The organism is Dokdonella immobilis (assembly GCF_900115085.1).
GTDB classification, from domain to species: domain Bacteria; phylum Pseudomonadota; class Gammaproteobacteria; order Xanthomonadales; family Rhodanobacteraceae; genus Dokdonella; species Dokdonella immobilis.
In genome coordinates, this window is the sequence record NZ_FOVF01000018.1 from 11866 (window position 1) to 36824 (window position 24959).

The following is a 24959-nucleotide window of genomic DNA, read 5'->3' on the forward strand; positions in this document are numbered from 1 at the left end:
CGAACGCGCGCCTGGATACGCCTGAGATGCGGCGGCTTGAGCTCGTTGCCTATGGCGACATCGCGAGTTCGGTACGCATGGCCGACGTCCCCGTGCCCAGCGTCGCCGACGACCAAGTCCTGATTCGCGTCGAAGCCGCTTCGATCAACCCGATCGATATCAAGTTCATCAATGGCCACCTGCGTCGCATCATGACGCCCCGCTTGCCTGCCGCGATCGGCTTCGATGCCTGCGGCATCATCGAGGACGCCGGCGCGGCTGTGCGGGGCCTTGTCCCCGGCGATCGCGTATTCGTGCGCGCGCCACGGCAGAAGATGGGTAGTTTTGCCGAGTATCTGGCCGTATCGGCGCGCTTCGTCGCGCGTGCGCCCGAGACTCTCTCGGCGACACAGGCGGCATCGATCCCGCTGGTCGCCCTGACCACAGTGCAGGCACTGGAGGATCGGGCCAGGGCCCGAGCCGGCCAGCACATCCTCATTCACGCCGGTTCCGGCGGTCTCGGTTCGTTCGCCGTGCAGTACGCCAAAAACGTGCTCGGCCTGGTCGTGACCACCACCGCCAGCAGCCGCAACAGCGAATGGGTGGCCAAGCTCGGTGCCGACACCGTGATCGAATACGACCGCGAGGACTATCGTCGGCGTGATCTCCGCTACGACATCGTCTTCGATACCCTCGGAGGCGCGACGACCCGCGAGTCGTTCGCACTGCTGCGCCCTGGCGGCTGCGTTGTCAGCGTGGCCGGGCCACCCGATTGGCAGTTTGCGCACCAGATCGACGCCGGTTGGCTGAAGGCAGTGCTGTTGCATGGCGTGGCCCTGCCGATGCAATGGCGTGCGCGACGCCACGGCGCGCGCTATTACCGATTCCTGACCGAATCCGATGGCGAGCAGCTGGCAGGCGTTGCCGCAGTGCTCGAATCCGGAAGCGTTCGCCCGATCATCGACTCTGTGTTCACGTTCGAGCAGTCGGTCGCCGCACTGGAATACCAGGCAAGGGGCCACGCCAGGGGCAAGGTGGTCATCGAAATGAACCCGCCGGCCTGAGCCCGACGAAGCGGCCTGCGACGGTCATGCAATCCGGATCGCCCGCAGGCTTTCGCGGACCGCCCGCCGGGCGCTAGTCTGGCCGTTGCCGTCGGGTGATTGAAGGAGTCGGATCGTGCAAGGCAATGAGCCCTATCCCGTCGAAGGTGGTTGCGATTGCGGCGCGGTGCGCTACCGCTTGTTGAGCGCGCCGTTGTTCGTGCATTGCTGCCACTGCCGCTGGTGCCAGCGCGAGAGCGGATCGGCGTTTGCGCTGAACGCGATGATCGAGGCCGGGCGCGTCGATTTGATCGCTGGCGAGCCCGACCTGGTCGAGACCCCATCGGCCAGTGGCAGGGGCCAGCGCATCGCGCGCTGTCCAACCTGTCGCATTGCGTTGTGGAGCCACTATGCCGGGGCCGGTGAGACGATCTGCTTCGTCCGCGTCGGCAGTCTCGACGAACCGGATCGCCTGCCGCCCGATATCCATATCTTCACCGAGTCGAGGCAACCCTGGGTGGTCCTGGCCGCGGACAAACCCGTTTGTGCGGGCTATTACGATCGCAAGCAGCACTGGCCGCAGGAAAGCCTCGACCGCCTGGCCGAACTGCGTGCACGATCCACTTCCCCCTGAAGTCCGCGCTTGCGATGCAGACAACGCGTTTTGCGATCGCATCGCCCTGACTTCGCCGCGCTACGCGCCAACCAATGATCCCACCCGAGAATGAAGGAGAACCGACCTTGCAAACTATCAACCTGACTGAAGAAGGTGCGGATCGCGGTCGAGTAGCGAGCGCCTCGATAACCAATGCGATGGTGACCACGGCGCTCGAACTTCCTGGCTATCGAGTCGTGCGCAGCCTCGGCGTCGTGCGCGGACTGACCGTGCGCTCGCGCTCGGTGGTCGGCAATTTCATCGGTGGCCTGCACACCCTGTTCGGCGGCAACATCACGGTCTACACGACACTGTGCGAACAGACCCGGGCCGAGACCTACCAGCTCATGCTGCGTCAGGCTCGCATGCTCGGCGCGAATGCGGTGATCGGCATGCGTTACGAAGCGACCGAGCTGATGCCCGGCCTGGCCGAGGTGCTCTGTTATGGCACTGCGGTGTTGGTCGAATCCGGCTAGGATCACCGCGGCCTGCTGTCGGTGTGCGCTGTCTGGCAGGTTTCACGATGTCGGCTCAGGTCTCCCGGCTCGATCCGCGTGCGCCTGGAAGCGACAGGGGCCGCTGACGCTGACGCGGCAAACCGTCTTGGGCTGAGCCGCGAGATCCAATGCCGGCGACTGCTTCTTCGCCCAAGGGTTCGAACAACCCTGTCTCTCACGACCGACGCGGATCGTATCGGTCCAGGTGGTCTGTCATTGCCACGGGTCGGGATTTCGCTCGCGGCGCTGTGGATAGCGCGGTGCGGCCCGCCCGATCCGGACAATCATTTGGCTTGCCGCACGACGATGGCCTCGGCAAGATGGCTGGTGGATGCTGAAAGGCAATGGCTACCTGTACCTGGAGACGGCCGTGACCGACCTCGAAGAGGCCCGCGCGACGCAACTGGCGAACATCGAGAAGCGCACTGGCAAGGGTTTGGCCGAACTCGTCGCGCTGCTCGACACCAGCGGCGCGGTCAAGTTCGGCGAGCGGCGGGACTACCTGAAGCGCGAGCTCGGCATGGGCCATGGGGATGCCAACGCGGTGGTCGCCTATGCCGCGGAGAGTTCCGCCGGCACGCCATCCGCGGCCACGACCGGCGTGTCGGCCGCGATCGATGCCATGTATTCGGGCAAGAAGGCCCACTTGCGTCCGCTGCATGACGCGCTGGTTGCTCAGATCGACGCCTTCGGCGAATACGAGATCGCGCCAAAGAAGGGTTACGTCAGCCTGCGGCGCACCAAGCAGTTCGCCATGATCGGCCCGACAACGCAAAGCCGCGTCGATGTCGGCTTGAACATGAAGGGCGTGCCGGCGACGGCGCGCCTGGCCATCGAGGCGCCCGGCAAGATGTGCAATTACAAGGTCGCCTTGTCGAATCCGGATGAGGTCGATGCAGAACTGGTCGGCTGGATCCGCCGCGCCTACGACAGTGCCGGCTGACCCTGGTTTCAGCCTCTACAGGCTTTCCGACCGCAAGGAACGTGCATGAATGACCAGAAACTGCTGGATGTGCTGACCGAAATCCGCGATGCCCAGATCCGGTTCAACGAGGATTACCGGCGCATCGCCGGCGAGGCAGCGGCCATCCAGAAGCAATCATTCGAGCTGCAGCAGGGAGCGGTCGCCCAGCAGAAGATCGCGGTCGAGGCGCAGGCCCGCCACCTGCGACTGTATCGGCGCGTGCTGGCGGTCTGTGCGGTCATCGTGCTGGCTGGCGTAGCGGCGCTCGTTGCGCTGACCACGCTGTACTGAACCCAGGCCCCGGCTGAGCCGGACCTCAGGCGAAGAACGCGGCGAAGACCTCGATGGCACGGTCGATCGCCGCGTCATCGACGTCGAGATGGGTGACCAGGCGCACGCTGGGCAGGTAGCCGATGCTGGCCCGCACGCCGGACCTGGCGAGGTGCGCGTCGAGTGCGCGCAGATGTTCGGCCGGCACATCGATGAAGACCATGTTGGTGAAACGGCCTTGCACGTGGATCGAGCCGATCCGGCGCAAGCCGGCGGCCAGTCGCTCGGCGCGTGCATGGTCCTCGGCCAGCCGGTCGACATGATGATCGAGCGCATACAGGCCAGCGGCGGCCAGGATGCCGGACTGGCGCATGCCGCCGCCGAGCATCTTGCGCCAGCGCAGGCCGGCCGCGATCAGTGCGGCGGAACCCAGCAGGACCGAACCGACCGGCGCACCGAGTCCCTTGGACAGGCACACCGAGACCGAATCGAACGGCGCCGCCAGTTCGCGCGGCGTCGCTCCGCTGGCGACCACGGCGTTGAAGAAGCGCGCGCCATCGAGGTGCACGGCCAGTCCCCGCCCGCGCGCCCAGTTAGCGGCGCGGACCACGTAGTCCTGCGGTAGCACGCGACCGTGCCAGGTGTTTTCGAGCGCAAGCAGCCGTGTGCGCGCAAAATGCGGGTCATCCGGCTTGACCGACTTCTCGAGGATCTCGAGGGGCAGGGTGCCATCCGCTGCATTGAGCACGGGTTGCGGCTGGATCGAGCCGAGCACGGCCGCGCCTCCGGCCTCGTACTTGTAGGTGTGCGCTTCCATGCCGACCAGGTATTCGTCGCCGCGCTGGCAGTGCGACATCAGGGCGACCAGGTTGGCCTGGGTGCCACTCGGCATGAAAAGGCCACGTTCGAAGCCAAGTTCGGCGGCGAGCCGCTGCTCGAGCGCGCGCACGGTGGGATCCTCGCCATAGACGTCGTCGCCGACCGGCGCCGCACTCATAGCGGCGCGCATCGCCGAGGTCGGCTGGGTCACGGTGTCGCTGCGCAGGTCGATCACGCTCATTGCAGGTCGCCAGGTTCGATCGGAAGGCTGCATGGTAGCGTGAGTCCGGCGAGGTTCAGCAGAACAGGGTTCCGGTCGGCTAAAATGCCGCGATGAAGCTCGCCACCTGGAACGTCAATTCGCTCAACGTGCGCCTGCCGCACGTCGAACAGTGGTGCACGTCCGCGCGACCCGACCTGCTCGGCATCCAGGAAACCAAACTGGAGGATGCCAAATTCCCGCGCACGGCCATCGAGGCGCTCGGCTACGAGGTCGTGTTCTCTGGCCAGAAGACCTATAACGGCGTTGCGCTGTTGGCCAAACAGCCGATTCGCGACGTCGTGACCGACGTGCCAGGCCTCGACGATCCGCAGCGAAGGATCCTTGTTGCGAACGTGGGCGAGTTGCGTGTTGCGAACCTTTACGTCGTCAACGGCCAGGCCGTCGGCAGCGAGAAGTACGCCTACAAGCTCGACTGGCTGGACAAGGTCACGCGCTTTCTCGAAGGCGAGCTGCGCAACGATCCGCGCCTGATCGTGATGGGCGATTTCAACATCGCCCCGGATGATCGCGACGTCTACGATCCACTGGCCTGGAAGGAACAGATTCTCTGCTCGACCCCGGAACGCGACGCCCTGCGGCGTCTGCTCGATCTCGGTCTCGTCGACAGCTTCCGGCGCTTCGACGAGTCGGCCGGGAAGTACAGCTGGTGGGACTACCGGCAGGCCGGATTCCGTCGCGACCTCGGCTTGCGCATCGATCTCGTGCTGGCCGGTGCGCCGGTCATGGAGCGGGCCGAGGCTGCCAGCATCGACCGTGAACCGCGGACCTGGGAGCGTCCCTCCGACCACGCGCCGGCCCTGCTGGAGCTCAGCGATGTCTGAAGCCGACTGGCCCGCTTCGCTGGCCGACAACGAACTCGAGGAACTCGACCAGTACCTGCGCGCCCATCCTGGCGAGGACCACCTCCTGCTCGATGGCGTGCACGGGTTGCTGACCTCGCTGGCAATCGGGCCATCTCCGGCGACTCCGGACGAATGGCTGCCCGAGGTCCTGCACGAGCCTTTCGCCGATGCCGAGGAGGGCGAACGCATCCTGACCCTGCTGGCGCGGCTCAACGATTCGGTCCTGCTCGAGATCGAAACCGGCTCGTACGAGCCGATCCTCGGCGAGGTCGACACCGACGATGGGCGCACCGCATTCACTTCGCGCGGCTGGTGCGAGGGCTTCAGCCGGGGCATCGATCTGCGCGCGGCAGCCTGGGAAGCCCGACTCGGCCAGGATTCCGACCTCATGCAGCATCTTGGGCCGATCATCGCCCTGTCGATCGAGGACGAGGTCTTCGACAGCGATGCCGAATTCGCCGCCTTGACCGACGACGAATACGACGAGTGCCTGGCCCGCATTCCCGAGTCCGTCGACGCCGTCGCCACCTACTGGCGTGAACATCCGGCCAGCGACGAGGAACATGCCCTGCACAACGAGGGCGATCCGCCGCGCCCCCCGCGCCGCCGTGGTGGACGCTGGGTGCACTGAGTCGTCCTGCCGGCGATTGTCGCGTTCGTTTTTCGCACCGCGCAGCATGCTGTTCGCACATGAGGCCTGCGGAGCCTGTTGGTGCGTTGTTCCTGTGTTGCCCTCGTCCCGATAGCAGCCCACTGCGGTGGCGACGCGCTCCGCAACGGCAAGCGCGGCCGCCTTGAGCCCGCGAGGGCGGACGACTGTGCCCATGCCACTTGCCCGGAATGGCGTGCCGGACCGATGATGACGGCCCCGGGGAGCGGTCCGCGCATGAGTGACGCAAGGCACGAAAGCCATACGACCGCCTGGCTCCTCGATCGGATCAAGGCCGGCGACAACGACGCGCGCAGCGATCTGGTCGAGCGCATCGAGCCGTTGCTGCGCCGCTTCGCTCGTGGCCGCCTGCCGGGTCGGCTGCGCAGTCAGCAGGATACCGCCGACTTGATCCAGCTGACCTGGCTCAAGGTGCTCGATCGGCTGGACACGATCGAGGCGCGCGAACCCGGTGCGTTGTTCGCCTACCTGCGCACCATGCTGGTCAATGCCCTGCGGGAAGCACTGCGCCGCGATGCGCGTTCGCCGATCCGTCAGGGCCTCGAGCTCGAACTGGCCGCCGACGACGGCGACCTCGACGACTGGCTGGCCTGGGAGCAATCGCTCGCCGTGCTCTCCCCCGAGCATCGAGGCCTGGTTCTCATGCGCTTCGAATTCGGCATGAGCTTCGTCGAGATGGCCGCGGAACTCGGCGAGACCAGCGATGGTGTGCGCATGAAGTTCAATCGTGCGCTCGCGCGCATGGCGGGAGCCGCCGATGCCCGATCCGACTGAGGAATCCCTGCAGCACCTGGTGGCGCGAATAGGCGCCGGCGAAGCCATCGATGCCGAAGCGATCCCGCTGCCGCTGCGTGAGCATCCGCGCGTGCGCCGGCTGCTGGCCCTGGCCCGTGTCGCCGGCACCCTGGATCGGCGCATCGGCGCGCAGCCAACCGTCGTCGACACCCGGCCGGGCCAGCTTGGGCCGTGGCGCCTGTTGCACCTGCTCGGTGCGGGCGGCATGGGCGAGGTCTGGCTCGGCGAACGCAGCGATGATGTGGTCGAGCAACGCGTCGCGATCAAGCGAGTGCGTGTGCACTCGCGCGACGTACGCGAGCGTCTGCTCAGCGAACGGCGCTTGCTGGCACGGCTCGAACACCCCAATATCGCGCGCTTCATCGACGCTGGCGTCGACTTGCACGGTTCGCCCTGGCTGGTGCTCGAGTACGTCGAAGGCGAAGTGATCACCGATTGGTGTTCGCGACGCGAGCTGTCGTTGCGTGCACGCCTGCATCTGTTCGCCAAGGTGTGTGCCGCGGTCGGCCATGCGCACCGGCACCTGATCGTGCACCGGGATCTCAAGCCGGCCAATGTGCTGGTCAATGCGGACGGCGAGCCGAAGCTGCTCGATTTCGGCATCGCCAAGCTCCTTGATGGCAGCGACGAAGGCGACTCGGTGGCTGCACTGACCCCGTCCTATGCCGCGCCCGAGCAATTGCGCGGCGGCCCGGTATCCACCGCGACGGATGTCTATGCGCTCGGTCTGCTGCTATTTCGCCTGCTCGCCGGGGCCCTGCCGCGCACCCGCCGGGGCAGCGGTGCTGCGGCCGTGCTTGCCTGCCTCGACGACGAGGAGACCCAGCGCCCGAGTGCCTGCGTGGAGGATGACGCGCTGCCCTACCCTGCCAGTGCGCTGCGGGGCGACCTTGATGCCATCGTCGCCCAGGCGATGCGCGCGCGGCCCGAATCACGGTACGGTTCGGTTGCCGAATTCTGTGCGGATCTCGAGCGCTTCCTGGGCGCGCGTCCGGTCCTGGCGCGCGAACCGACGCGGCGCTATCGACTGGCCCGGTTCGTGCGACGCAACGCTCTCGCCATTGGGCTTGTCGCCGTCGTGATCGTTACGCTGATGGCCGGAACGATGGTGTCCTTGCAGCAGGCACGCCGGGCGGCGCGCGAGGCGCAGGCCGCACAGCGCGAACTGGCGCGGGCCGAGACGGTCTCTTCCTTCCTGGCCTCGCTGTACCGGGAGCAGGATCCGCTCAATCGCGCGGGTCCCGAACTGCTGACGCCGGCGCGCTCGCTGGCCGAGGCCGTGCATCGCGTCGACAGCGAACTGGGCGCCGACGAGCAATCCGCTGCGCGCCTGTTGCGCGTGCTCGGCGAGGCGCAATTCAATCTCGGCGACCTGCGCGCCGCGCGCGCTACGCTGGACCTCGCGGTCGCGCGCGCGAGCAGGGCCAATGACGCCCTGCTCGGCGCCGAGATCGATTCGCTGCGCGCTGCCCTGGCCCTCAGGGAACTTCGTCAGGATGAAGCCGAGCGCCTGTTTTCCTCGTCGCTTGGCACCGCCGTTCGCCTGCGCGGCCCTGAGAGCGTGGAAGCCGCACGGATCGAGGCGCGCCAGGCCTTGAGCCTGGTTGCGCTTGGCAAGTTCAAGGAGGCGCGCAGCGTCGCCAATCATGCGCAGCAGGTGCTCGCACGCGAGCTCGGCGCCGATAGAAGCGAAAGTATCACCGCACGGATCACGCTCGGTGTGATCGAGGAGCAGTTGCGCGACGACCCGGCGGCGCTGGTTACGCTGGACAGCGCCGTGGCGAGCATCGAAAGCGCTTTTGGCAAACAGGACGCGCGCCTGGTCACACCTCTGCAGACGCTGGGCGAAGTGCTCAGGCGCACGCGCGATTTCGCGCGGGCGCGCGCCGTGATGGAGCGCGCCATCGAAGTGGCCCGCACGCATTTCGGTTCACGCAGCGCACAGCTTGCGGTGGTGCTGGTGCGACTGGCCGGGGTCGAGCGCGATGCCGGCGATCTGCAACGGTCGCTGGCGCTGCTCGACGAGGCCGATCGCGCTTTGCCGGATTCGGCGGACGACGCCACCCGCGCGCAGATCCTGAACACGCGCGGCAGCACCTGGATCGAGCTCGGCAATGGCGCGCGGGCCGAAGCGGACTACCGCAAGTCCCTGGCGCTGCGGCGCAAGGCCGGCGATCCGCGCAGCGGACTGACCTGGTTCACCCAGGCCCAGGTTGGCACCGCACTGGCCCTGCAGGGACGCTACGGGGAAGCCCAGCGCCTGCAAGCCGAGGCAGCGCGGGAAGTGCAAAAGCTGCTCGGTCCGGATGCCTACCAGAACGGGTTGATTGCAGTGCGCAGGGCGGAAGCCTATGAATGGCAAGGCGATTTCGCCAATGCGGTGGGTCAATGGCGCGAAGCGGTTCGCTTGATCGCATTGACCTACGGCCGCGAACATTTCGGCCATTTCGACTGGAGCCTGCAACTGGCCATCGATCTGGCGAGGACCGCCGATGGGCAGGCAGAAGCGGCGCGCATCGCCGACGATCTGCTCGAACGCTGGACAGGCAACCCGCAGATCGCCGCGCGCTATGCCGACCTGGTCCTGCTGCGCTGCCGCCTGCATGAGCAGGAAGGCAATCCGCAAGAGGCGCGTCTGCTCGCCCGGACCGCACTGGGACAAGCGGACCTGGTCGCTGGTGCGTCGCAGCGCACCCAGCTCGAGCGTTTTGCCGGTCGCTGATGGCGCGAGCAACTCCGCATCGATTTCATGGCGGTGCAAGGCGCGAGATAGGGCCAACGCGGGCGGCTGCCGGTGGCATCGACATGTTCGACACCAGGGACGTGAAGGTCGAAGACGACCGGATCAACTGGGAACGTGGTTTCGATGCCGGGTGGCGATCTGTGCAACGGGTCGATCGAACTCTGCGACCGCTTCGATGCACCGTTTCCGGGTCAGCTAAAGGCGCCGCTCGACCGCCGTCGATGCGGTCAGCGCTCAGGCCACGGAATCAGTCCGGTGCGCGGTAGCCGTCGCCACCGCGGCCCTTGACCTCGTAGAGCAGGCAGTCGGTGTCGCTGTACCAGATGGCCCAGTCGGTCGTCTCGGTGCACAGGCGGGCGCCGATGCTGACGCTGACCTTGAGCCCCTCGCATCCCGGGAAGCGCATGGCCCTGACCGCGGTGACGATCTGGGTCGCTCGCGAGGCCAGCTCCTCGGCGCCGGTGACCTGGGTGAGCAGGGCGAATTCGTCGCCGCCGAGCCGGCATGGCAGATCGCACGGCGAGGCCGCGCCCTGGACCTCTTCGGCGATCGCACGCAGGACCTGATCGCCGACCAGATGGCCGCAACGGTCGTTGATCTGCTTGAAACGGTCGATGTCGATCAGCAGCAGGCCGAGTTCGGTGCCCGGCAGGCGCGAATCGCCGAGGTGCTCGAGGAACATGTACAGGCCGCGGCGATTGCACAATCCGGTCAGCTCGTCGGTCTGCACGAGGCGCTGCGCCGTACTGAGCTGGGTCTGGGTCTGGCGCAACGAATCGAGCGTGACCATGAGGTCTTCATTGCGACGTTTCAGGCTCGCAATCAGTTGCTGCTCGCTGGCGACGAGGTAGGAGAACGAACGGCGCATGAACTGGGCAAGCAGCCGCGGTTCGCTGTCGAGAAGCTGGTCGAAGGCCTGCTGTTCGATCACATGCATGACCGAGGCGGTGGTTGCGACCGCATTGGCGACCCGGGTGTGGTCGCCGATGAACAAGGTCAGTTCACCGAAGAATTCGCGCGGTCCGATCAGCTTGTCGGGCATGCCGTCGCCGAATTCGAGTCGGATCTGGCCGCTTTCGACGACGAACATGCTGCGGCCGAGCTCGCCACGGCGGAAGATCATTTCGCCCGGGCTGACCTCGCGACGATCGCTGGCGGTGACGAACAGGGCCAGTTCGCGGTCGGAGAGTTCGCGCGGCAGCAGGGGTGCGCGCTGACGCCCGGCAAAACTGCCGATCGGCGTGACGTTACTGACGGTCCGATTGCTCGACATGGCACCCCCCACCTTGGCAACACGCGATCTTAACCCATCGGATGGATGGCCAAGTCAAGCCGATGATGACTTTCGTCACGTGCTTCCGGCCGTCTGCGGTGCCATCCTCAATTGCCGGCCAGCCCCTCTGGACCGGCAACAGGGTGCCGGGCCTTGCCCCGGTTCCCGCGCAGCGCCGACATCGGAACTTCAGGCCCGGCCTCCCACCGGGCCCACCCCAAACCCCACAGTTCCGCTGTCGGCGTCCTGCGCGACCGGCCTTCAGGCGGCCTTGTCGCTGCTCTCGAACTGTTCCTCTTCGGTCGAGCCCTTGAGCGCGGTGGTCGAGGACTGGCCCTGCTGGATGGCCTGGGTGACCTGGTCGAAATAGCCGGTGCCGACTTCACGCTGGTGCTTGACCGCCGTGAAGCCGCGCTCGGCAGCGGCGAACTCGGCCTCCTGCAGTTCGACGAAGGCGCTCATCTGGCTGCGCGCGTAACCGTAGGCCAGGTTGAACATCGAATAGTTGAGCGCGTGGAATCCGGCCAGCGTGATGAACTGGAACTTGTAGCCGTAGCCGGCGATTTCCTTCTGGAATTTCGCGATCGTGGCGTCGTCGAGGTTCTTCTTCCAGTTGAACGAGGGCGAACAGTTGTAGGCGAGCAGCTTGCCCGGAAACTTCGCATGGATCGCTTCGGCGAACTTGCGCGCGAACTCGAGATCGGGCTTGCCGGTTTCGCACCAGACCAGGTCGGCATAAGGCGCATAGGCCAGCCCGCGGCTGATCGCCTGGTCGAGTCCGTTCCGGGTCTTGTAGAAGCCCTCGACGGTGCGCTCGCCGGTGGTGAACGGCCGGTCGTTGGCGTCGATGTCGCTGGTCAGCAGGTCGGCGGCTTCGGCGTCGGTGCGGGCAACGATCAGGGTCGGCACGCCGAGGACGTCGGCAGCGAGGCGCGCCGCGTTGAGCTTGTCGACCGCTTCGCGGGTCGGTACCAGGACCTTGCCGCCCATGTGCCCGCACTTCTTGACCGAGGCGAGCTGGTCCTCGAAGTGGACGCCGGCGGCACCGGCCTCGATCATCGCCTTCATCAGCTCGAAGGCATTGAGGACGCCACCGAAGCCGGCCTCGGCATCGGCCACGATCGGCTGCAGGTAATCGACCTCGTCATTGCCTTCGGCATGATTGAGCTGGTCGGCGCGCAGCAGGGCGTTGTTGATGCGCTTGACCACGGCCGGTACCGAATCGGCCGGGTACAGGGACTGGTCCGGATACATCTGGCCGGCCAGGTTGGCGTCGGCCGCGACCTGCCATCCGGAAAGATAGATGGCCTTGAGGCCGGCCTTGACCTGCTGCATGGCCTGGTTGCCGGTGAGTGCGCCGAGGGCGTTGACGAACGGTTCGCGATGCAGGCTGTCCCACAGTTTCTCGGCGCCGAGCCGGGCCAGCGAATGCTCGATGTGGACGCTGCCGCGCAGGCGCACGACATCCTCGGCCGAGTAATTGCGGCGAATGCCGGCCCAGCGCGGATTGCTGGTCCAGTCGCGGGAGATGTCGGCGGCGCTGGGCATCGTGGGCTTGCTCATGGTGTGCTCCTGGGGAATCCGGGTCGGCGGTAAGGGTTGAGGGCTCGGAAAGTGCGGGGCCGGTGCCGTGGCGCCGGGTTGTGCCAAGCGGCCGGGGTTCAGGCCAACCGCTCGTAGGCAGGGAGGGTGAGGAATTCGGCCAGGGCATCGGCCCGGGTCAGTTCGTCGAGCATCGCGATCGCCTCACCGATGCGTTCCTGGCCGGGCAATCCGCGATCGGGCAGGCGGGCGGGGGTGCCGGCGAGGACCTCGGCGAACAACGTGAAGTCGATGCTCGTGCCATCCTCGAGCCTGAGGCCCGGGTTGTGCAGCCATTGCCACAATTGCGCGCGCGAGATTTCCGCGGTGGCCGCATCCTCCATCAGGTGATGGATCGGCACACAACCGAGACCGTCGAGCCAGGCCGCCAGGTAACGCACGCAGACGTCGACATTGGTCTCGAAGCCAGCGCGCGTGATCGTGCCGGTCGGGGTGGCAAGAAGATCGTCGCGCTCGACATGCACGTCTTCGCGCTTGCGCTCGAGCTGGTTGGGACCGGTCAGGACCTTGTCGAACTCGGCCAGCGCCACCGGAATCAGCCCCGGATGGGCGACCCAGGTGCCGTCGTGCCCGGCCCGGGCTTCGCGCTGCTTGTCCAGGCGCACGCGTTCGAGGGCGGCCTCGTTGGCGGCGCTGTCGTTGCTGATCGGGATCTGCGCGGCCATGCCGCCCATGGCGAAGGCGCCGCGACGGTGGCAGGTCTTGATCAGCAGTTCGCTGTAGGCCTTGAGGAACGGCACGCCCATGCCGACCTGGCCGCGTTCGGGCAGCACGTGGTCGCGGTGCGCGCGCAGGGTCTTGATGGTCGAGAAGATGTAGTCCCAGCGGCCGCAGTTGAGCCCGACGATGCGGCTGCGCAGGGCCCACAGGATCTCGTCCATCTCGAAAGCCGCGGGCAGCGTCTCGATCAGCACCGTGACCTTGATCGATCCGGCGCCGAGCCCGAGCCCGGCCTCCGCCGCGGCCAGCACGTCGTCCCACAGGGCCGCCTCTTCGTGGCTCTGCAATTTCGGCAGATACAGAAAGGGTCCGCGTTCACGGTCCTGCAGGGTCTTCGCATTGTGGAAGACGAACAGGCCGAAATCGAACAGCGAGCCGCTGACCGGCTGCCCATCGACGCGTACATGCTTTTCGTCGAGATGCCAGCCGCGCGGGCGCACGATCAGTACCGCCGGATCCGGCCGCAGCGTGTAGTGGCGGCCGTCCGGCGATGCGTAGTCGATGGTTCCGGCGACCGCGTCGGCCAGGTTGACCTGGCCATCGATCAGGTTGTCCCAGGTCGGCGAGGTCGAGTCCTCGAAGTCGGCCATGAAGACCCGGGCACCGGAGTTCAGCGCATTGATGATCATCTTGCGATCGACCGGACCGGTGATTTCGACGCGACGGTCGAGCAGCGCGGGCGGGATCGGTGCCACCGTCCACTCAGATTCGCGAATGCCGCGAGTGTGTTCGGGAAAGTCCGGCAGTTCGCCGGCATCGAAACGCGCCTGGCGTGACTTCCGCGCGCGCAGGAGTTCGCGACGGCGGCCATCAAACCCTCGATGCAGGCCGGCGACGAAGGCGAGCGCCGACGCGCTCAGGATGCGCGGGTGGGTCGATGCCCGGACTTCGATCGCGTCTTTTGCTTCGGCAGGTGCCGGGGAAGGATTGCTGGACATGTCGGGCTCGCCGCTGCGGGAGTACAGGCTACGCCCGTCAATTTACTTTTGACAAAACAAATGTTTCAATGCAACAGATTGACCACGTTAATAGTATCTAGGAAGACGTTGAATGGGGCGGGCTGCGTCCATCGCGGGAGGGGGCATCATGGTGCGTCGCGTCACGAACAGGCCGGCCGGACGGGCCCGCAAGTCGCCGCCTCCAGGCGAATCCACCGCTCGCTTCTATTACAAGGGCAACCGCCTCAAGCAATTGCGCGCGTTCTGCTACACGGTGAAGTTCGGCACCCTGACCCGTGCCGCGGAGGCTCTCTTCCTCTCCCAACCCTCGGTCAGCCTGCAGCTCGGCGCGCTCGAAGCCGAGCTCGGCGTCGCCCTGATCGAGCGACGCCGGCGCCGGGTCACCCTGACCGCGGAGGGACAGGTCCTCTACGAGCTGGCCCGTCCACTGGTCGAGGGCCTTGAGTCACTGGACGAACAATTCCTGACCAAGACCCGCGAGGGCGGACGAGCGACGCTCGACATCGCCTGCGGCAACTCGACCATCCAGTATCTGTTGCCGGACATGGTGGCCGCGTTTCGCCGTCGTCATCCCGAGGTCCATCTCAACCTGCACAACGTCACCGGGACCGACGGACTGGCCCTGCTGCGTTCCGATGAAGTCGACTTTGCCGTGGGTTCGATGCTCGATGTACCCAATGACCTCTCCTATGAAGCGCTCTACCACTTCGATCCATTGCTGATCACGCCGCCCGATCACCCGTTGGCGGCCAAGCCGGAGGTTTCACTCGAGGATCTCTCTCCGTACGGGCTGATCCTGCCGCCCAAGCGCCTGACCACCTATCGCCTGGTCGATCTGGTGTTCCAGAAACGCAAGGTGCCGTACCACGTGGCCATCGAGGTCGGCGGCTGGGAGGTCATCAAGCAGTACGTGGCCATGGGACTCGGCATCTCGATCGTCACGGGAATGTGCATCCGCGAGGCCGATCGCGAGCGGCTCGCCGTGCGCAACCTGCGCTCCTACTTTCCGCAACGCAGCTATGGCGTCGTCGTGCGCAAGGGCAGGGTCCTCAGCGCCGACGCGCGCGCCTTCATCGACCTGATCCAGCCCGGGCTGTTCGTCCGCCAGGACTGGTTTGAATCGGGTCATTCGGAGCGCTGATCGGTTCGCTCGCGACTGCGGCAACGAGGTCCCTACGCAGGCGCACCGCCTTATCGGCACGGTTCCGCCGATCAGCGGCGTTCCGTACAAGCGGCGCGATCTGTTAGCGTTAGCCGCATTGGCCGGGCACGCGTGTCCGGCGCAAACGTCCGACGACGACGGGGGCTCGCATGGCACGTTGGATCCTGATCGGTTTGACCCTGGCTGGACTCGTCACTGCGTTTCTTACGCGCAGTCCGGGCGTGCTGGGCGTGTCGATTCTGATGATCCTGATCGGTTCGTTCGGCACGGTATTCTCGATCGCTGCGGAACGCGTGTCGGCGAACGCCCGACCGGATGCCAGCATGCTGCCCCCCGAGGCGTTGCTTGCGATCCGGGAGAAAGCCAAGGCCAGGGCATCCGAGGGCGCATCGTCCAGCCACGGAGAAGCCCGTCCCGGCCCGGCCGTGGGCGGACAGCGCCCCTGATCGCGGCATGGCCGCGGCCTGCCGGGTCGCCGCCCCGGAACCCGGATTTTCGTCGAAGCCCGCACTGCGTCATGCCAGCGACGCTGTGAGGGCGCACCATGCACGGGTCGCATTGGGCGACGTCGCCTAGGGGAAGTGCCTTGTCTGTTCAATCGCTGTTGATTTTCCTGCTGGTCGGCGCGATTGCCGGCTGGCTCGCTGGACTTGTGGTGAAGGGTCGCGGACTGGGTCTGGTCGGCAATATCGTCATCGGCATTCTCGGTGCCTTCATTGCCGGATGGCTGCTGCCACAGCTGGGCATCTACATTGGCGGCGGCATCGTCGGTGCGATTCTCAATGCCATGATCGGCGCGATCATTCTGCTGGTAGTGGTGATGGCAGTGAGAAGGGCCTGATCCGTCCGGACCGGGTGGACGAACAGTGCCACCCGGTTCCTGCCGGATGCAGTACGATCGGCTGCGCGCTCGTTTTGCCGATCGCCGGCGGTTAGTGACCTGCCGCACACTGCGCGTTGATGCCGTCGGTCATTCCCGCTATCGTCGATTGGCCAAGGTCTTCCGGCAGCAAAGGCTGCCGGTCACGAGGATGCGCACGGCGATGAGATTGCGCAATGTACTTTTGCTGGCCGTTGTCGTTTTGGCGGGCGGCGCGCTGGCGCTGGAGTTTGCCGCACGTTCGGCGGCCCTGCGCGTGGCGCGGGCGCTGGCGCCGCGAGCCGTGCTGACCTACGACAGCGCAGGCATTGCCCTCGACGGCAGCGTGCGCCTGCGCGAGCCACGCCTGGAGGTGCGCCAGGGCCGTTGGCAAGGCGAACTCAAGGCCCGTTCGGCCGACCTGCGCGGCAGCGGTCGCTTCTGGCTGGTGGGACAGTCTTTGTCGAGGGATCCCGATCCCCCGTCCGATCTTTCGCTGGTCGTGCACGGGCTGACGATCAACGGCAGCGACGGCGGTAACGGTGTCGGAAGCTGGCTCGGTACGCCCGATCTGGCACTGTTCGAGAACCAGGGTTGCGGGAGCGACAATCTCGGCGAAAAGGATCGCGCCAGGATGGGCATTGCAGCAAGTCCGCGCGTCGATCGTTTCGAGTACCACCATGACGCAGCCTCGAAGACCATCGAACTCATGTTCGAGCTGGACAGTCCGAACGTCGCCAACTGGCAGGGCTACGCGGAGTTCAGCGCGTTCGATCCCGGGCGCTGGTCCGATTCGGCGGCCCGGCATGAGCTGCGCCTGGTCCGCGCCGGGCTCAGCTATCGCGATCCGGGCTACCTGTCCCGACGCAACACGTTCTGCGCACAGTGGCTCGGGGTAAGCTCGACCGAGTTCGTCGATCGGCATGTGGAAGCGGTCCGGTCGTTTCTGGTTTCCCGGGGCATCAACCCGAGCGCCGAGGTGCTGGCACTGTACCAGCGCCTGGTCACGCGCGGCGGGGCGCTCAATCTCGCCAGCATTCCGGAGGCGAGCTGGGTGCCGGCCGAACTCGAGGCCTATCCCCGCCAGTTGCTGCTGCGCCAGCTGAACATCACGGCGCGCTTGGACGATGCGCCACCGATCATGCTCCGACTGGCTTTCGCCGAACCTGAGATTCCGCTCTATGTCGTGAAGTCCGCGGACAGGCTCGCCTCCGCGGCGGTTCCCGAGCTGGCCCTCGGGCCAGGCGCCGAGGTTGCCGCGGTCGCTGCGGCGCCGACGCCACCGCGACCGGCTACCGAAACGGTCGAGCCGCCTGGCCCTGAAGCCGCCACGGAACCCGTTGTCGCGAAAACCGTCTCGGCAGCGCCCGCGCCGGGACCGCCACCCGCCTATCCCGAACCGCGTGCGGAGAACGATGAGGCGAAGCCGGCACGGCTGGACAGCAGTGGCAAGGTCATTGCCAGCGCACCTCCACCACCGCCCGATTCGACGCTTGCCCTGGTCTGGGAGCCCGGTGTCATCGAGCGCCTGCCACCGGCGCAGACGAAGCAGCCGGAATACGAGGTGGTCACCGTGGCCAGTCTGGGTCGCTACATCGGCAAGCGCTTTCAGCTGGTGACCGTGAACGGCAAGCGCGTCGAAGGCGAAATCGACTCGGTCGAGCCGGACAGGATCGTGTTGCTGGTCCAGGTCGGACGCGGGAGCGCGAAGTTGAATGTCCCGGTTTCGAATATCCGCGAGGCCCGCCTGCTGCGGCCTCGTTGAGTTCGCCGCATAATGCGGCGACGCCCTGCCCGCGCGCCTGCAACGAAAGGGCGTCGTGGATCGTCTATTTGGACATGGGCGCTGATGGTCCGGCAACGGGCATGAACAACGGATTTGGACAGGCGCTCGACGGGCGACTGCTGGAGCGGGCCAGGCGCGGCGATGGCGCGGCCCATGCTGCGATCTACCGCACCTATGCGCGGGCCTGCTACAACCTCGCCCTGCGCATTCTCGGCGAACCCGCAGCGGCCGAGGACGTCGTGCAGGATGTATTCCTGCGCATGATGGATACGGTTTCCGGCTTTCGCGGTGATGCCCCGTTTGGCGCCTGGCTCAAGCGCATGACGGCAAATGCCACGATCGATGTGATCCGGCGCAACAAGCGGTTCGACGGCGAGGACGCCAGCGATCACCTGGAGGCGTCGCAGGCCCAGGGCATTCCTGCGGACAGCGCAGTCGACGCCTGGGCGCTGCTCATGCAGCTCGGTCCGCGATCCCGTGCGGTGGTGCTGCTGCACGAGATGGAAGGCTATACGCACAAGGAGTTGTCCGGGTTGTTTGGCCAGAGTGAGAGTTATTCCAAGTCCGTGCTGGCGCGGGCGCTGAAGCGTCTCGAGTCGATCGCACATGCGGCGGGTGGGAGCGGAGCAGTCAAATGATGTCTAGGAGCGAAACCAATACTGGCGGGAGGCTTGCCGCCTTGCTGGGCGGGTTGCCCGAATACGATCCACGGCCCGATCTGTGGTCGCGTATCCAGTTCGTGCACCAGCGGCGCAAGCGGCGGCGGCGCCACGGGGCCTGGATGGCGGGTATGCTGGCGAGTGCGGCGCTCTTGCTGGTTGCGCTGGTTCCGCGCTCGCCGCAGGTCGTGCCGGTCACGGCTGAACCGGGCGATTGGCAGGCACGTTCGCATGCCCTGGAGCGGGAGTGGCGGGCCTCTTCGCCAGGGTTCATGGACCCGCGATATCGTGCCGAATTGAGGCTGATCGACGCGCAATTGCAGGCGGCTTACGACCGCGGCGCGAAGCCGCACGAATTGGTTCCACTGTGGAAATTGCGCAGCGAGGCATTGCAGGAGCTAGTGCGCACTGACAACGGTCGCGTCCGCGCCGTAACCCGAATATAGATCTCCGGAGACGAACATGAAGGTAATTGGTTTTTGCAGCCGGATGGGCACGCTGACCGCGCTGACGGCCGCCCTGTGCATATCGAGTGCGGCGGTACACGCGGCCGGTAGCCAGGGCGTTGTCGCAAAGGTGCCGTCCCTGGCGGCCCAGGGCAATGGCGCCCTCGGGATCAGCCCGGAGCAGCGGCTGCACGAGGAATTGCGCCTGCTCCTGCTCGACATGATCGAATCCGGCGCCTTCGGGCAGACCCCGGTGGAACAGATTTCGCTGTCCATCGATGCCCCGGCGGAGCGTGCCGGAGGGCTGGGCCTGCTGGTCGACAGCAGCAGCGCCGCCGCCGCCGCGGATGGCTTGCACGTCCTCGGGGTTACTCCCGGCGGCAGCGCCAGCCGGATGGGTCTCAGATCGGGCGACCTGATTCTTGCTGTCAATGACGTGGGTCTGGCTGGTCTCGGCGCGGATTCCGCGGGCCGCGCGCGCGCCGCGGAGCGCCTTCGCGAACAGGTGAGTGAACTGGAGGATGGCGCCGCGCTGAACTTCCGGATCGTGCGCGCCGGAGAGCAGACCACCGTGTCCGGACGGATGGTGTCGACCTGGATTCCTGCCCTGCATCTGACGGTCGGCAGCGGGACCGCCGTTGCTTCGGCGCAGGATGCCCAAGGTTCCTCGGCTTCCTCCAACCTGGGTTGTGGTCGTGTCAGCATCTTCGATGTCGCGCCGCGCCAGCGCGACCTGCATGCTGCCGCGCTGATCAGCATCGACGGCGATCGCTCGCCATTCGCGGGACAGACCACCTTCCGGCTGAGTGCAGGCCACCATGTACTGAAGGTGGCCGAGCGTATCGATGGTCGCTATCTGGGCTTCAATGATCGGCTGCGCAACAGTGGTCCTGACAGTCGCTACAAGACGCTGAGCATCGAGGTGGCGCCGAACACGACCTATCTGCTGGCGGCGAGGTTGAACAAGGACCAGCGCAACGTCTGGCAGGACGGCGCCTACTGGGATCCGGTGATCTGGAGCGAGACTGCCGAGGCCTGCCGATGACGGTTTCGACCGTCGCCGCTCGTTGCATGCGCGACGACCGCGGTACACTTGTTCTTTGCCTGGCACGTTCCGGTGACCCAGCTCAGCGTCAACATCAACAAGGTTGCGGTGCTGCGCAATTCGCGCGGTGGTACCGATCCTGATCCGCTCGAAGCCGCGCGGTGCGCCCTGGCTGCAGGTTGCCATGGCATCACCGTGCACCCGCGTCCGGACCAGCGGCATATTCGCCCGGCGGATGTAGTAGCCATCCCGGCCATCCTCGGCCAGGCCGAGCTGAATATCGAGGGTAATCCGTTCGCGCCGGCGCGCGGCAGTTACCCGGGCCTGCTCGAACTGGTTCGGGCTACCCATCCGGCCCAGGTCACCCTGGTCCCGGATTCGGATGCGCAGCTGACTTCCGATCATGGATTCGACCCGTCCGCGGATCTTTCCGCGCTGCGCAAGCGGATCGGTGAGTTCAGGCGCGAGGGCTGTAGGGTCAGCGTTTTCGTGGATGCCGGCAGCAGGGGTCTGGCGCGGCTCGCGGATTGCGGCGCGGATCGCGTCGAGATCTACACCGGGCCATTTGCTGCTGCCGTGGCGCGCGGCGACGTCGATGCGGCATTGGCGGATTGCCTGGCAACCGCGCGCGAGGCACGCTTGCTCGGACTCGGCGTCAACGCCGGGCATGACCTGAGCCAGGCCAATCTTGCGACCTTGCTGGCCGCGATTCCGTGGATCGACGAGGTATCGATCGGTCACGCCCTGTTCGCCGAAGCCCTCTACGAGGGTCTCGCCACGACGATTTCCCGCTATCTGGCGATACTGGCCGACGTCCCCCGCTGAACCCGTCCCATCGCGACGCGCTGGGGAGAGGATGAACCGCTGACTCGGGTCCGCGCGGTCAGTCGGGGGTAACCGACATCACTCGCAGGTTCTTGATACCGTTGTTCTGCGCGGTAGCCAGGACGTTGGCCAGATTGTCGTATGAAGAATGCGCCTGCGGACGAATATCCAGCTGGACCGGCCCCCCTGCCGCCGCCACGCGCAGGCTTTGGTCCAGTCCCGAGCGGCTCAGGGACTGCCCTTCCAGCACGAGTTCGCCGTTGTCCTGGATGGACAGGCCAAGGACCCGGGGCTCCACGGCCTTGCCTTGATCGCCTGCCTGGAGGGGCAGGTCGATCCGCTTCGTCAACAAGGGCGTGGTGACCATGAAGATGATGAGGACGGTCAGCAGCACGTCGACCAGGGGAGTGATGTTGATCTCGGCGATCGTTGTCGCGCCGGTGGAGCGTTCACGTGCAAAGGACATGGCACACCTCCGCTTGCTGGTGGACGATGGACTCCTCGACGCCGGCGGCCTCACGGGCGGCAATGCGACTGCCTCCTGAAGCGCGGCGTTGCGTTGCCAGCGTACTCCCGGATGGCGACGATCGGGAAGCCCGGGCAAGAAAAAAGGCGCCGCTTTCGCGACGCCCTTGTTCATGCCACCTGTTTCCTGCCGGCTTCGGCTCAGCGGTCCATCTGGGCCGTGATGAATCCGATCTTGACCATGCCAGCACTCTTGGCGTTGGCCATCACTGTGGCGATCAGCTGGTATTGGGTGGTCTTTTCTGCGCGAATCTGCAGCTCGGGCTGTGGATTCTTCTGCGCTGCCACGCGCAGCTGGGCGGCGAGCATCGCTTCGGTGATCAGCTCGTCGTTCCAATACAGGTCGCCGCTTTCCTTGACCGCCAGGTCGATCGGTTCCGGCGGCGTGGTTTCCTGGACATTGGGATTGGCTTGCGGCAGATCGATGCGGATCTTGTGGGTCATCAGCGGCGCCGTGATCATGAAGATGATCAGCAGCACCAGCATCACGTCGACGAGCGGCGTGACGTTGATTTCCGCCATCGGGCCGCCGCCCGAATTGGATGCGAATGCCATGGCTTACTTCCTCGCGGCTGCGGGCGCCGGAACTGCCTGACCGCCTTCGACGCGGGATCCGATGGCGAAGAAGTCATGCAGGTCATGCGCGAACTCGTCGAAGCGTGCGTAGATCAGTCGATTGCTGCGCACGTAGAAGTTGTAGGCGAGCACCGCGGGGATGGCGACGAACAGACCGACGGCGGTCATGATCAGTGCCTCACCGACAGGGCCGGCCACTGCTTCCATCGATGCAGAACCAGTCGACGCGATTTTGATCAGGGCGTGGTAGATGCCCCAGACCGTACCGAGCAGACCGACGAACGGCGCGGTCGATCCGACCGTGGCGAGCACGGTCAGGCCGCCTTCGAGACGCATGCTTTCGCGGGCGACACCCTGGCGCAGCGCGCGATCGATGAACTCGGAGCGGTTCAGGGCCTCGACCAGACGGCTGCCTTCATGGCGCGTGTGGTGCTGGGCAGCGGTTGCCGCCTCGAGCGCGATCTTCGAGAACGGCTCGGACTTCGGCTGCTCCTCGAGGAAGCGGATGGCTTCCTGGGCGGAAGGCGTCTCCCAGAAGGTGTGGATGACCCGATCCATGCGCGAACGCACCATCGTGTTGCGAATGAAATTCGCAATGATGAAGTAGATCGACAAAACCGACATCGTCACGAGGGTGATGAAGACCACCCAGCCGACCAGGTCGAAGTTGTGGATAAGATGATCAAAGCCCATCTGCGACATCGCTTGGGCATTGCTGCCACCGCCGGGAATGGGTGGGGGCATGGCACCTGACTGATCCGCAGGCGAGGTCGAAGAAGCATCTTGCTGCATGGCGCTACCTTAGATGATTGCTACTGGTTGAGGTTGAACTCGATGGGTACCAAGGCGTAACCGCGACTCGCCTGGCCGTTCTTGACGCCGGCATTGAAGACCCATGTCTTCACTGCCGCAATGGCCGCCTGGTCGAGCACTCTGTATCCGCTGGTCTTCTCTACTGTGATCTCCTCCGGCTTGCCGTCGAGGCCAACCAGAACTTTCAGTACGACCTTGCCTTCCATACGCTGGCGCACAGCCTGCGGTGGATACTTCGGCGGTCGAAGCCTACGGTAACTGATATTTTCGCTCGGTGCGATATCCACGGGCGGCGCCGGCGGTGCCGGCGGCGCAGGTGGCGGCGCAGCAACTGCCATCGGCGAGGCTTCCTCGACGATGACGGGCGGCGGCGGCTCCGGTGGCGGCGTCGGCGGCGGCTTGATCTTCTCGATCACCTTCGGCGGCGGTTTCTTTGGCGGCTCCGGCGGCGGTGGCGGCGGCGGCGGGGGTGGCGGTGGCGGTTCGATGAACTCGACCGTCACCTTGTTGTCGATCTTCTTCTCCGGCGCTTCCGGCGGCGACGCTGGGGTTGCCAGCAAGGCCAGGGCGAAAACGTGCACGGTGAACGCGCCGGAAAGGGCCGACACGCGGCGCCAGTTGAATTTTTCGCGTTCGGGTAGGTAGACGTCAGCCATCGGTGTTGACCAAACAGTTGTTGTTCTTGCGAGCGAACCGCCGGAGTCCCCGCGGTCGTGGCTGGCGCCAGTCACGCAAAGCGTAGCCCGGCACGGTACAACACCCGCCCGCTTTCCGACAAGGGTCGCTGGCCACCGCGATGGCCGATTGTGCGGGCTCCCGGCTTGTCATGCCGACGGTCAGGCTCATTTCTTGCCGGTCCGCTTGAGCTTGACCCCGGACTGGATTGCCTTGATCCGTTGCGCGGCCATGGTCTTCGCGCTCGGGAACCCTTCGGCCTTGCGCCAGGCCGCGAGGGCGGCGGCGTCGTTGCCGGCGTAGCTCTCGATGTCGCCAAGCAGGACATAGGCTTCGCCTTCCTGACGCAGGCCTCCGCGCTGGATCGCGCGCTCCAGGGCCTGTTTGGCTTCGGCATTGCGTTCCGAATAGAACAGCATGTAGCCGAGCTGGTAATCGATGTTGCCATCGGTTGCTTGTGCCGAGGCCTTGCCATAGGCCTCGATCGCACAGGCATCATCCTCGGCCTGGCTGCAGACGTCGCCAAGCAGCTTGTTGGCCTCGAAATTCGTGCTGACGATGCCCTTGTCCATGCCTTCGCGGAGGGTCGCCGCGGCTTCCTTCGGCTTGTCGGCGTTGGCATACAGCTTTGCCAGCTGCAGGTAATCCTCGGAGCTGGCGATCAGGCCATCGCTCTTTGCCTTGCTGAGGACTTCGATTGCCTGCGGATACTGGTCGTTGTTGACGTAGATGGTGGCGAGCTGCTTGAGCAGCTTGATGTCCTTCGGATTCTTGGCGAGCTGTTCCTTGACCACCTTGGCCGCTTCATCGTACTGGTCCAGTTCGAACAGGCTGGCCATGAGGATCTGGTTCCAGCTCTCCTTCGGCTCGGTGCTGGCCGCGATGGCCTTCTTCATCGTGTCGATGGCTTCCTGAAACTTGTCGAGGCGGTAGTAGATGTTGCCGAGCAAGGCCAGTTGTTCGGCGTCTTCACTGCCGGTTTCCTTCTTGAAGCGGGCCAGGGTCGCCAGCGCATCGTCGTACTTCTCGGTCTGCACCTGGAACTGGGCGAGCTGGTAGATCAGGTCGTAGTGGGTGCTGTTCGGCAAAGAGTCGAGTTCGATGGCGCGCTTGGTCGCGGCGATCGCCTGGTCTTCCTTTTCCTGGTCCCAGTACACGCGTGCCAGCAGCTGCTGTGCGAAGGCTTCGGCGTAGGGGCCGATCTTCTTGTTCTCGAGGGCTTTCTCGATCAACGGCAGGGCCTCGTCGTCCTTGCCGTCGTTGACCAGATCGGTCGCCTTGCTGAGGTCGCGCTGTTCGCGCGAGGACATGCTGGGCTTCGGATCCGTGCGCGTGGCGTTCGGATACTTGGCCTCTTGCTTGTCCTTCTTGGCGGCCTGCAGCGCCGATGCGGAGAACACCAGCACGGCCGCGCAAAGCGCGATGCGTGCAAGCTTGAAAAACTTCATGATCATTCCTCGACTGGATGGTTTGG

The 24959-nt window shown here is 65.7% G+C and carries 26 protein-coding genes; 17 read left to right on the top strand and 9 right to left on the bottom strand.

Annotated features, from left to right (window positions below; all coding sequences use genetic code 11):
- Window positions 1–26: 26 nt before the first annotated feature.
- The 5 genes from BM125_RS12445 (at window position 27) to BM125_RS12465 (ending at window position 3429) form a co-directional block, all read left to right on the top strand.
- On the top strand, window positions 27–1043 hold the full coding sequence (locus tag BM125_RS12445) for an NADP-dependent oxidoreductase (RefSeq protein ID WP_092408434.1): 1017 nt from the start codon (window positions 27–29) through the stop codon (window positions 1041–1043).
- 115 nt (window positions 1044–1158) lie between these two features.
- On the top strand, window positions 1159–1656 hold the full coding sequence (locus tag BM125_RS12450) for a GFA family protein (RefSeq protein ID WP_092408436.1): 498 nt from the start codon (window positions 1159–1161) through the stop codon (window positions 1654–1656).
- A gap of 179 nt (window positions 1657–1835) precedes the next feature.
- Complete coding sequence (locus BM125_RS12455; protein WP_245778916.1) at window positions 1836–2153, top strand: YbjQ family protein; 318 nt, start codon at window positions 1836–1838, stop codon at window positions 2151–2153.
- Window positions 2154–2505: 352 nt separating this feature from the next.
- On the top strand, window positions 2506–3117 hold the full coding sequence (locus BM125_RS12460) for a DUF4287 domain-containing protein (protein WP_092408440.1): 612 nt from the start codon (window positions 2506–2508) through the stop codon (window positions 3115–3117).
- A gap of 45 nt (window positions 3118–3162) precedes the next feature.
- Window positions 3163–3429 carry a hypothetical protein gene (locus BM125_RS12465; protein ID WP_092408442.1) on the top strand — a complete coding sequence of 89 codons (267 nt, stop codon included), beginning with the start codon at window positions 3163–3165 and terminating at the stop codon, window positions 3427–3429.
- A gap of 25 nt (window positions 3430–3454) precedes the next feature.
- Here the strand turns inward: BM125_RS12465 and ltaE are convergent, their stop codons facing one another.
- Window positions 3455–4468, bottom strand: a complete 1014-nt coding sequence (gene ltaE, locus BM125_RS12470; RefSeq protein ID WP_092408444.1) for a low-specificity L-threonine aldolase — start codon at window positions 4466–4468, stop codon at window positions 3455–3457.
- Window positions 4469–4560: 92 nt separating this feature from the next.
- On the opposite strand from ltaE, the gene xth reads away from it, so the two are divergent.
- The 4 genes from xth to BM125_RS12490 all read left to right on the top strand — a co-directional run bounded on the left by xth (window position 4561) and on the right by BM125_RS12490 (window position 9539).
- Complete coding sequence (gene xth / locus BM125_RS12475) at window positions 4561–5331, top strand: exodeoxyribonuclease III (RefSeq protein ID WP_092408446.1); 771 nt, start codon at window positions 4561–4563, stop codon at window positions 5329–5331.
- On the top strand, window positions 5324–5983 hold the full coding sequence (locus BM125_RS12480) for a YecA/YgfB family protein (RefSeq protein WP_092408448.1): 660 nt from the start codon (window positions 5324–5326) through the stop codon (window positions 5981–5983). Before xth ends, BM125_RS12480 begins: the two co-directional genes overlap by 8 nt.
- A gap of 255 nt (window positions 5984–6238) precedes the next feature.
- Window positions 6239–6796 carry an RNA polymerase sigma factor gene (locus BM125_RS12485; RefSeq protein WP_175498063.1) on the top strand — a complete coding sequence of 186 codons (558 nt, stop codon included), beginning with the start codon at window positions 6239–6241 and terminating at the stop codon, window positions 6794–6796.
- Window positions 6780–9539: a serine/threonine-protein kinase gene (locus tag BM125_RS12490; RefSeq protein ID WP_092408452.1), complete on the top strand. Its 2760-nt coding sequence runs from the start codon at window positions 6780–6782 to the stop codon at window positions 9537–9539. Before BM125_RS12485 ends, BM125_RS12490 begins: the two co-directional genes overlap by 17 nt.
- Before the next feature lie 268 nt (window positions 9540–9807).
- Here the strand turns inward: BM125_RS12490 and BM125_RS12495 are convergent, their stop codons facing one another.
- The 3 genes from BM125_RS12495 to aceB all read right to left on the bottom strand — a co-directional run bounded on the left by BM125_RS12495 (window position 9808) and on the right by aceB (window position 14093).
- On the bottom strand, window positions 9808–10833 hold the full coding sequence (locus BM125_RS12495) for a GGDEF domain-containing protein (RefSeq protein ID WP_092408454.1): 1026 nt from the start codon (window positions 10831–10833) through the stop codon (window positions 9808–9810).
- A gap of 261 nt (window positions 10834–11094) precedes the next feature.
- Window positions 11095–12381, bottom strand: coding sequence for an isocitrate lyase (gene aceA, locus BM125_RS12500; protein ID WP_425429623.1), 1287 nt, complete (start codon window positions 12379–12381; stop codon window positions 11095–11097).
- 113 nt (window positions 12382–12494) lie between these two features.
- Complete coding sequence (gene aceB, locus BM125_RS12505) at window positions 12495–14093, bottom strand: malate synthase A (protein ID WP_092408458.1); 1599 nt, start codon at window positions 14091–14093, stop codon at window positions 12495–12497.
- A 148-nt stretch (window positions 14094–14241) separates the two neighbouring features.
- On the opposite strand from aceB, the gene BM125_RS12510 reads away from it, so the two are divergent.
- From BM125_RS12510 to BM125_RS12545, 8 genes are all read left to right on the top strand, one after another.
- Window positions 14242–15255: a LysR family transcriptional regulator gene (locus tag BM125_RS12510; protein ID WP_092408460.1), complete on the top strand. Its 1014-nt coding sequence runs from the start codon at window positions 14242–14244 to the stop codon at window positions 15253–15255.
- 170 nt (window positions 15256–15425) lie between these two features.
- Window positions 15426–15722, top strand: coding sequence for a hypothetical protein (locus tag BM125_RS12515; RefSeq protein ID WP_092408462.1), 297 nt, complete (start codon window positions 15426–15428; stop codon window positions 15720–15722).
- A 140-nt stretch (window positions 15723–15862) separates the two neighbouring features.
- Window positions 15863–16117 (top strand): GlsB/YeaQ/YmgE family stress response membrane protein, encoded by a 255-nt coding sequence (locus BM125_RS12520; RefSeq protein WP_092408464.1) that lies wholly within the window; start codon window positions 15863–15865, stop codon window positions 16115–16117.
- 202 nt (window positions 16118–16319) lie between these two features.
- A complete protein-coding gene (locus BM125_RS12525; protein ID WP_139224990.1) occupies window positions 16320–17900 on the top strand; it encodes an LSm family protein in 1581 nt (526 codons plus the stop codon).
- A 101-nt stretch (window positions 17901–18001) separates the two neighbouring features.
- Window positions 18002–18559, top strand: a complete 558-nt coding sequence (locus tag BM125_RS12530) for an RNA polymerase sigma factor (protein ID WP_175498064.1) — start codon at window positions 18002–18004, stop codon at window positions 18557–18559.
- A gap of 41 nt (window positions 18560–18600) precedes the next feature.
- Window positions 18601–19026: a hypothetical protein gene (locus tag BM125_RS12535; RefSeq protein WP_139224991.1), complete on the top strand. Its 426-nt coding sequence runs from the start codon at window positions 18601–18603 to the stop codon at window positions 19024–19026.
- Between the two features lie 16 nt (window positions 19027–19042).
- Window positions 19043–20071, top strand: a complete 1029-nt coding sequence (locus tag BM125_RS12540) for a PDZ domain-containing protein (protein ID WP_092408471.1) — start codon at window positions 19043–19045, stop codon at window positions 20069–20071.
- Window positions 20072–20143: 72 nt separating this feature from the next.
- Window positions 20144–20896: a pyridoxine 5'-phosphate synthase gene (locus tag BM125_RS12545; RefSeq protein WP_092408574.1), complete on the top strand. Its 753-nt coding sequence runs from the start codon at window positions 20144–20146 to the stop codon at window positions 20894–20896.
- Window positions 20897–20954: 58 nt separating this feature from the next.
- Here BM125_RS12545 and BM125_RS12550 read toward each other — a convergent pair whose 3' ends face one another.
- The 5 genes from BM125_RS12550 to BM125_RS12570 form a co-directional block, all read right to left on the bottom strand.
- Entirely contained in the window at window positions 20955–21536 is a 582-nt protein-coding gene (locus BM125_RS12550; protein WP_092408473.1) for an ExbD/TolR family protein, read from the bottom strand.
- Between the two features lie 26 nt (window positions 21537–21562).
- Complete coding sequence (locus BM125_RS12555; protein WP_175498065.1) at window positions 21563–21976, bottom strand: ExbD/TolR family protein; 414 nt, start codon at window positions 21974–21976, stop codon at window positions 21563–21565.
- A 3-nt stretch (window positions 21977–21979) separates the two neighbouring features.
- Window positions 21980–22741 carry a MotA/TolQ/ExbB proton channel family protein gene (locus tag BM125_RS12560; RefSeq protein WP_245778911.1) on the bottom strand — a complete coding sequence of 254 codons (762 nt, stop codon included), beginning with the start codon at window positions 22739–22741 and terminating at the stop codon, window positions 21980–21982.
- Between the two features lie 68 nt (window positions 22742–22809).
- On the bottom strand, window positions 22810–23541 hold the full coding sequence (locus BM125_RS12565; RefSeq protein ID WP_342741301.1) for an energy transducer TonB: 732 nt from the start codon (window positions 23539–23541) through the stop codon (window positions 22810–22812).
- A gap of 111 nt (window positions 23542–23652) precedes the next feature.
- Complete coding sequence (locus tag BM125_RS12570; protein ID WP_175498066.1) at window positions 23653–24933, bottom strand: tetratricopeptide repeat protein; 1281 nt, start codon at window positions 24931–24933, stop codon at window positions 23653–23655.
- Between the last annotated feature and the right edge of the window lie 26 nt (window positions 24934–24959).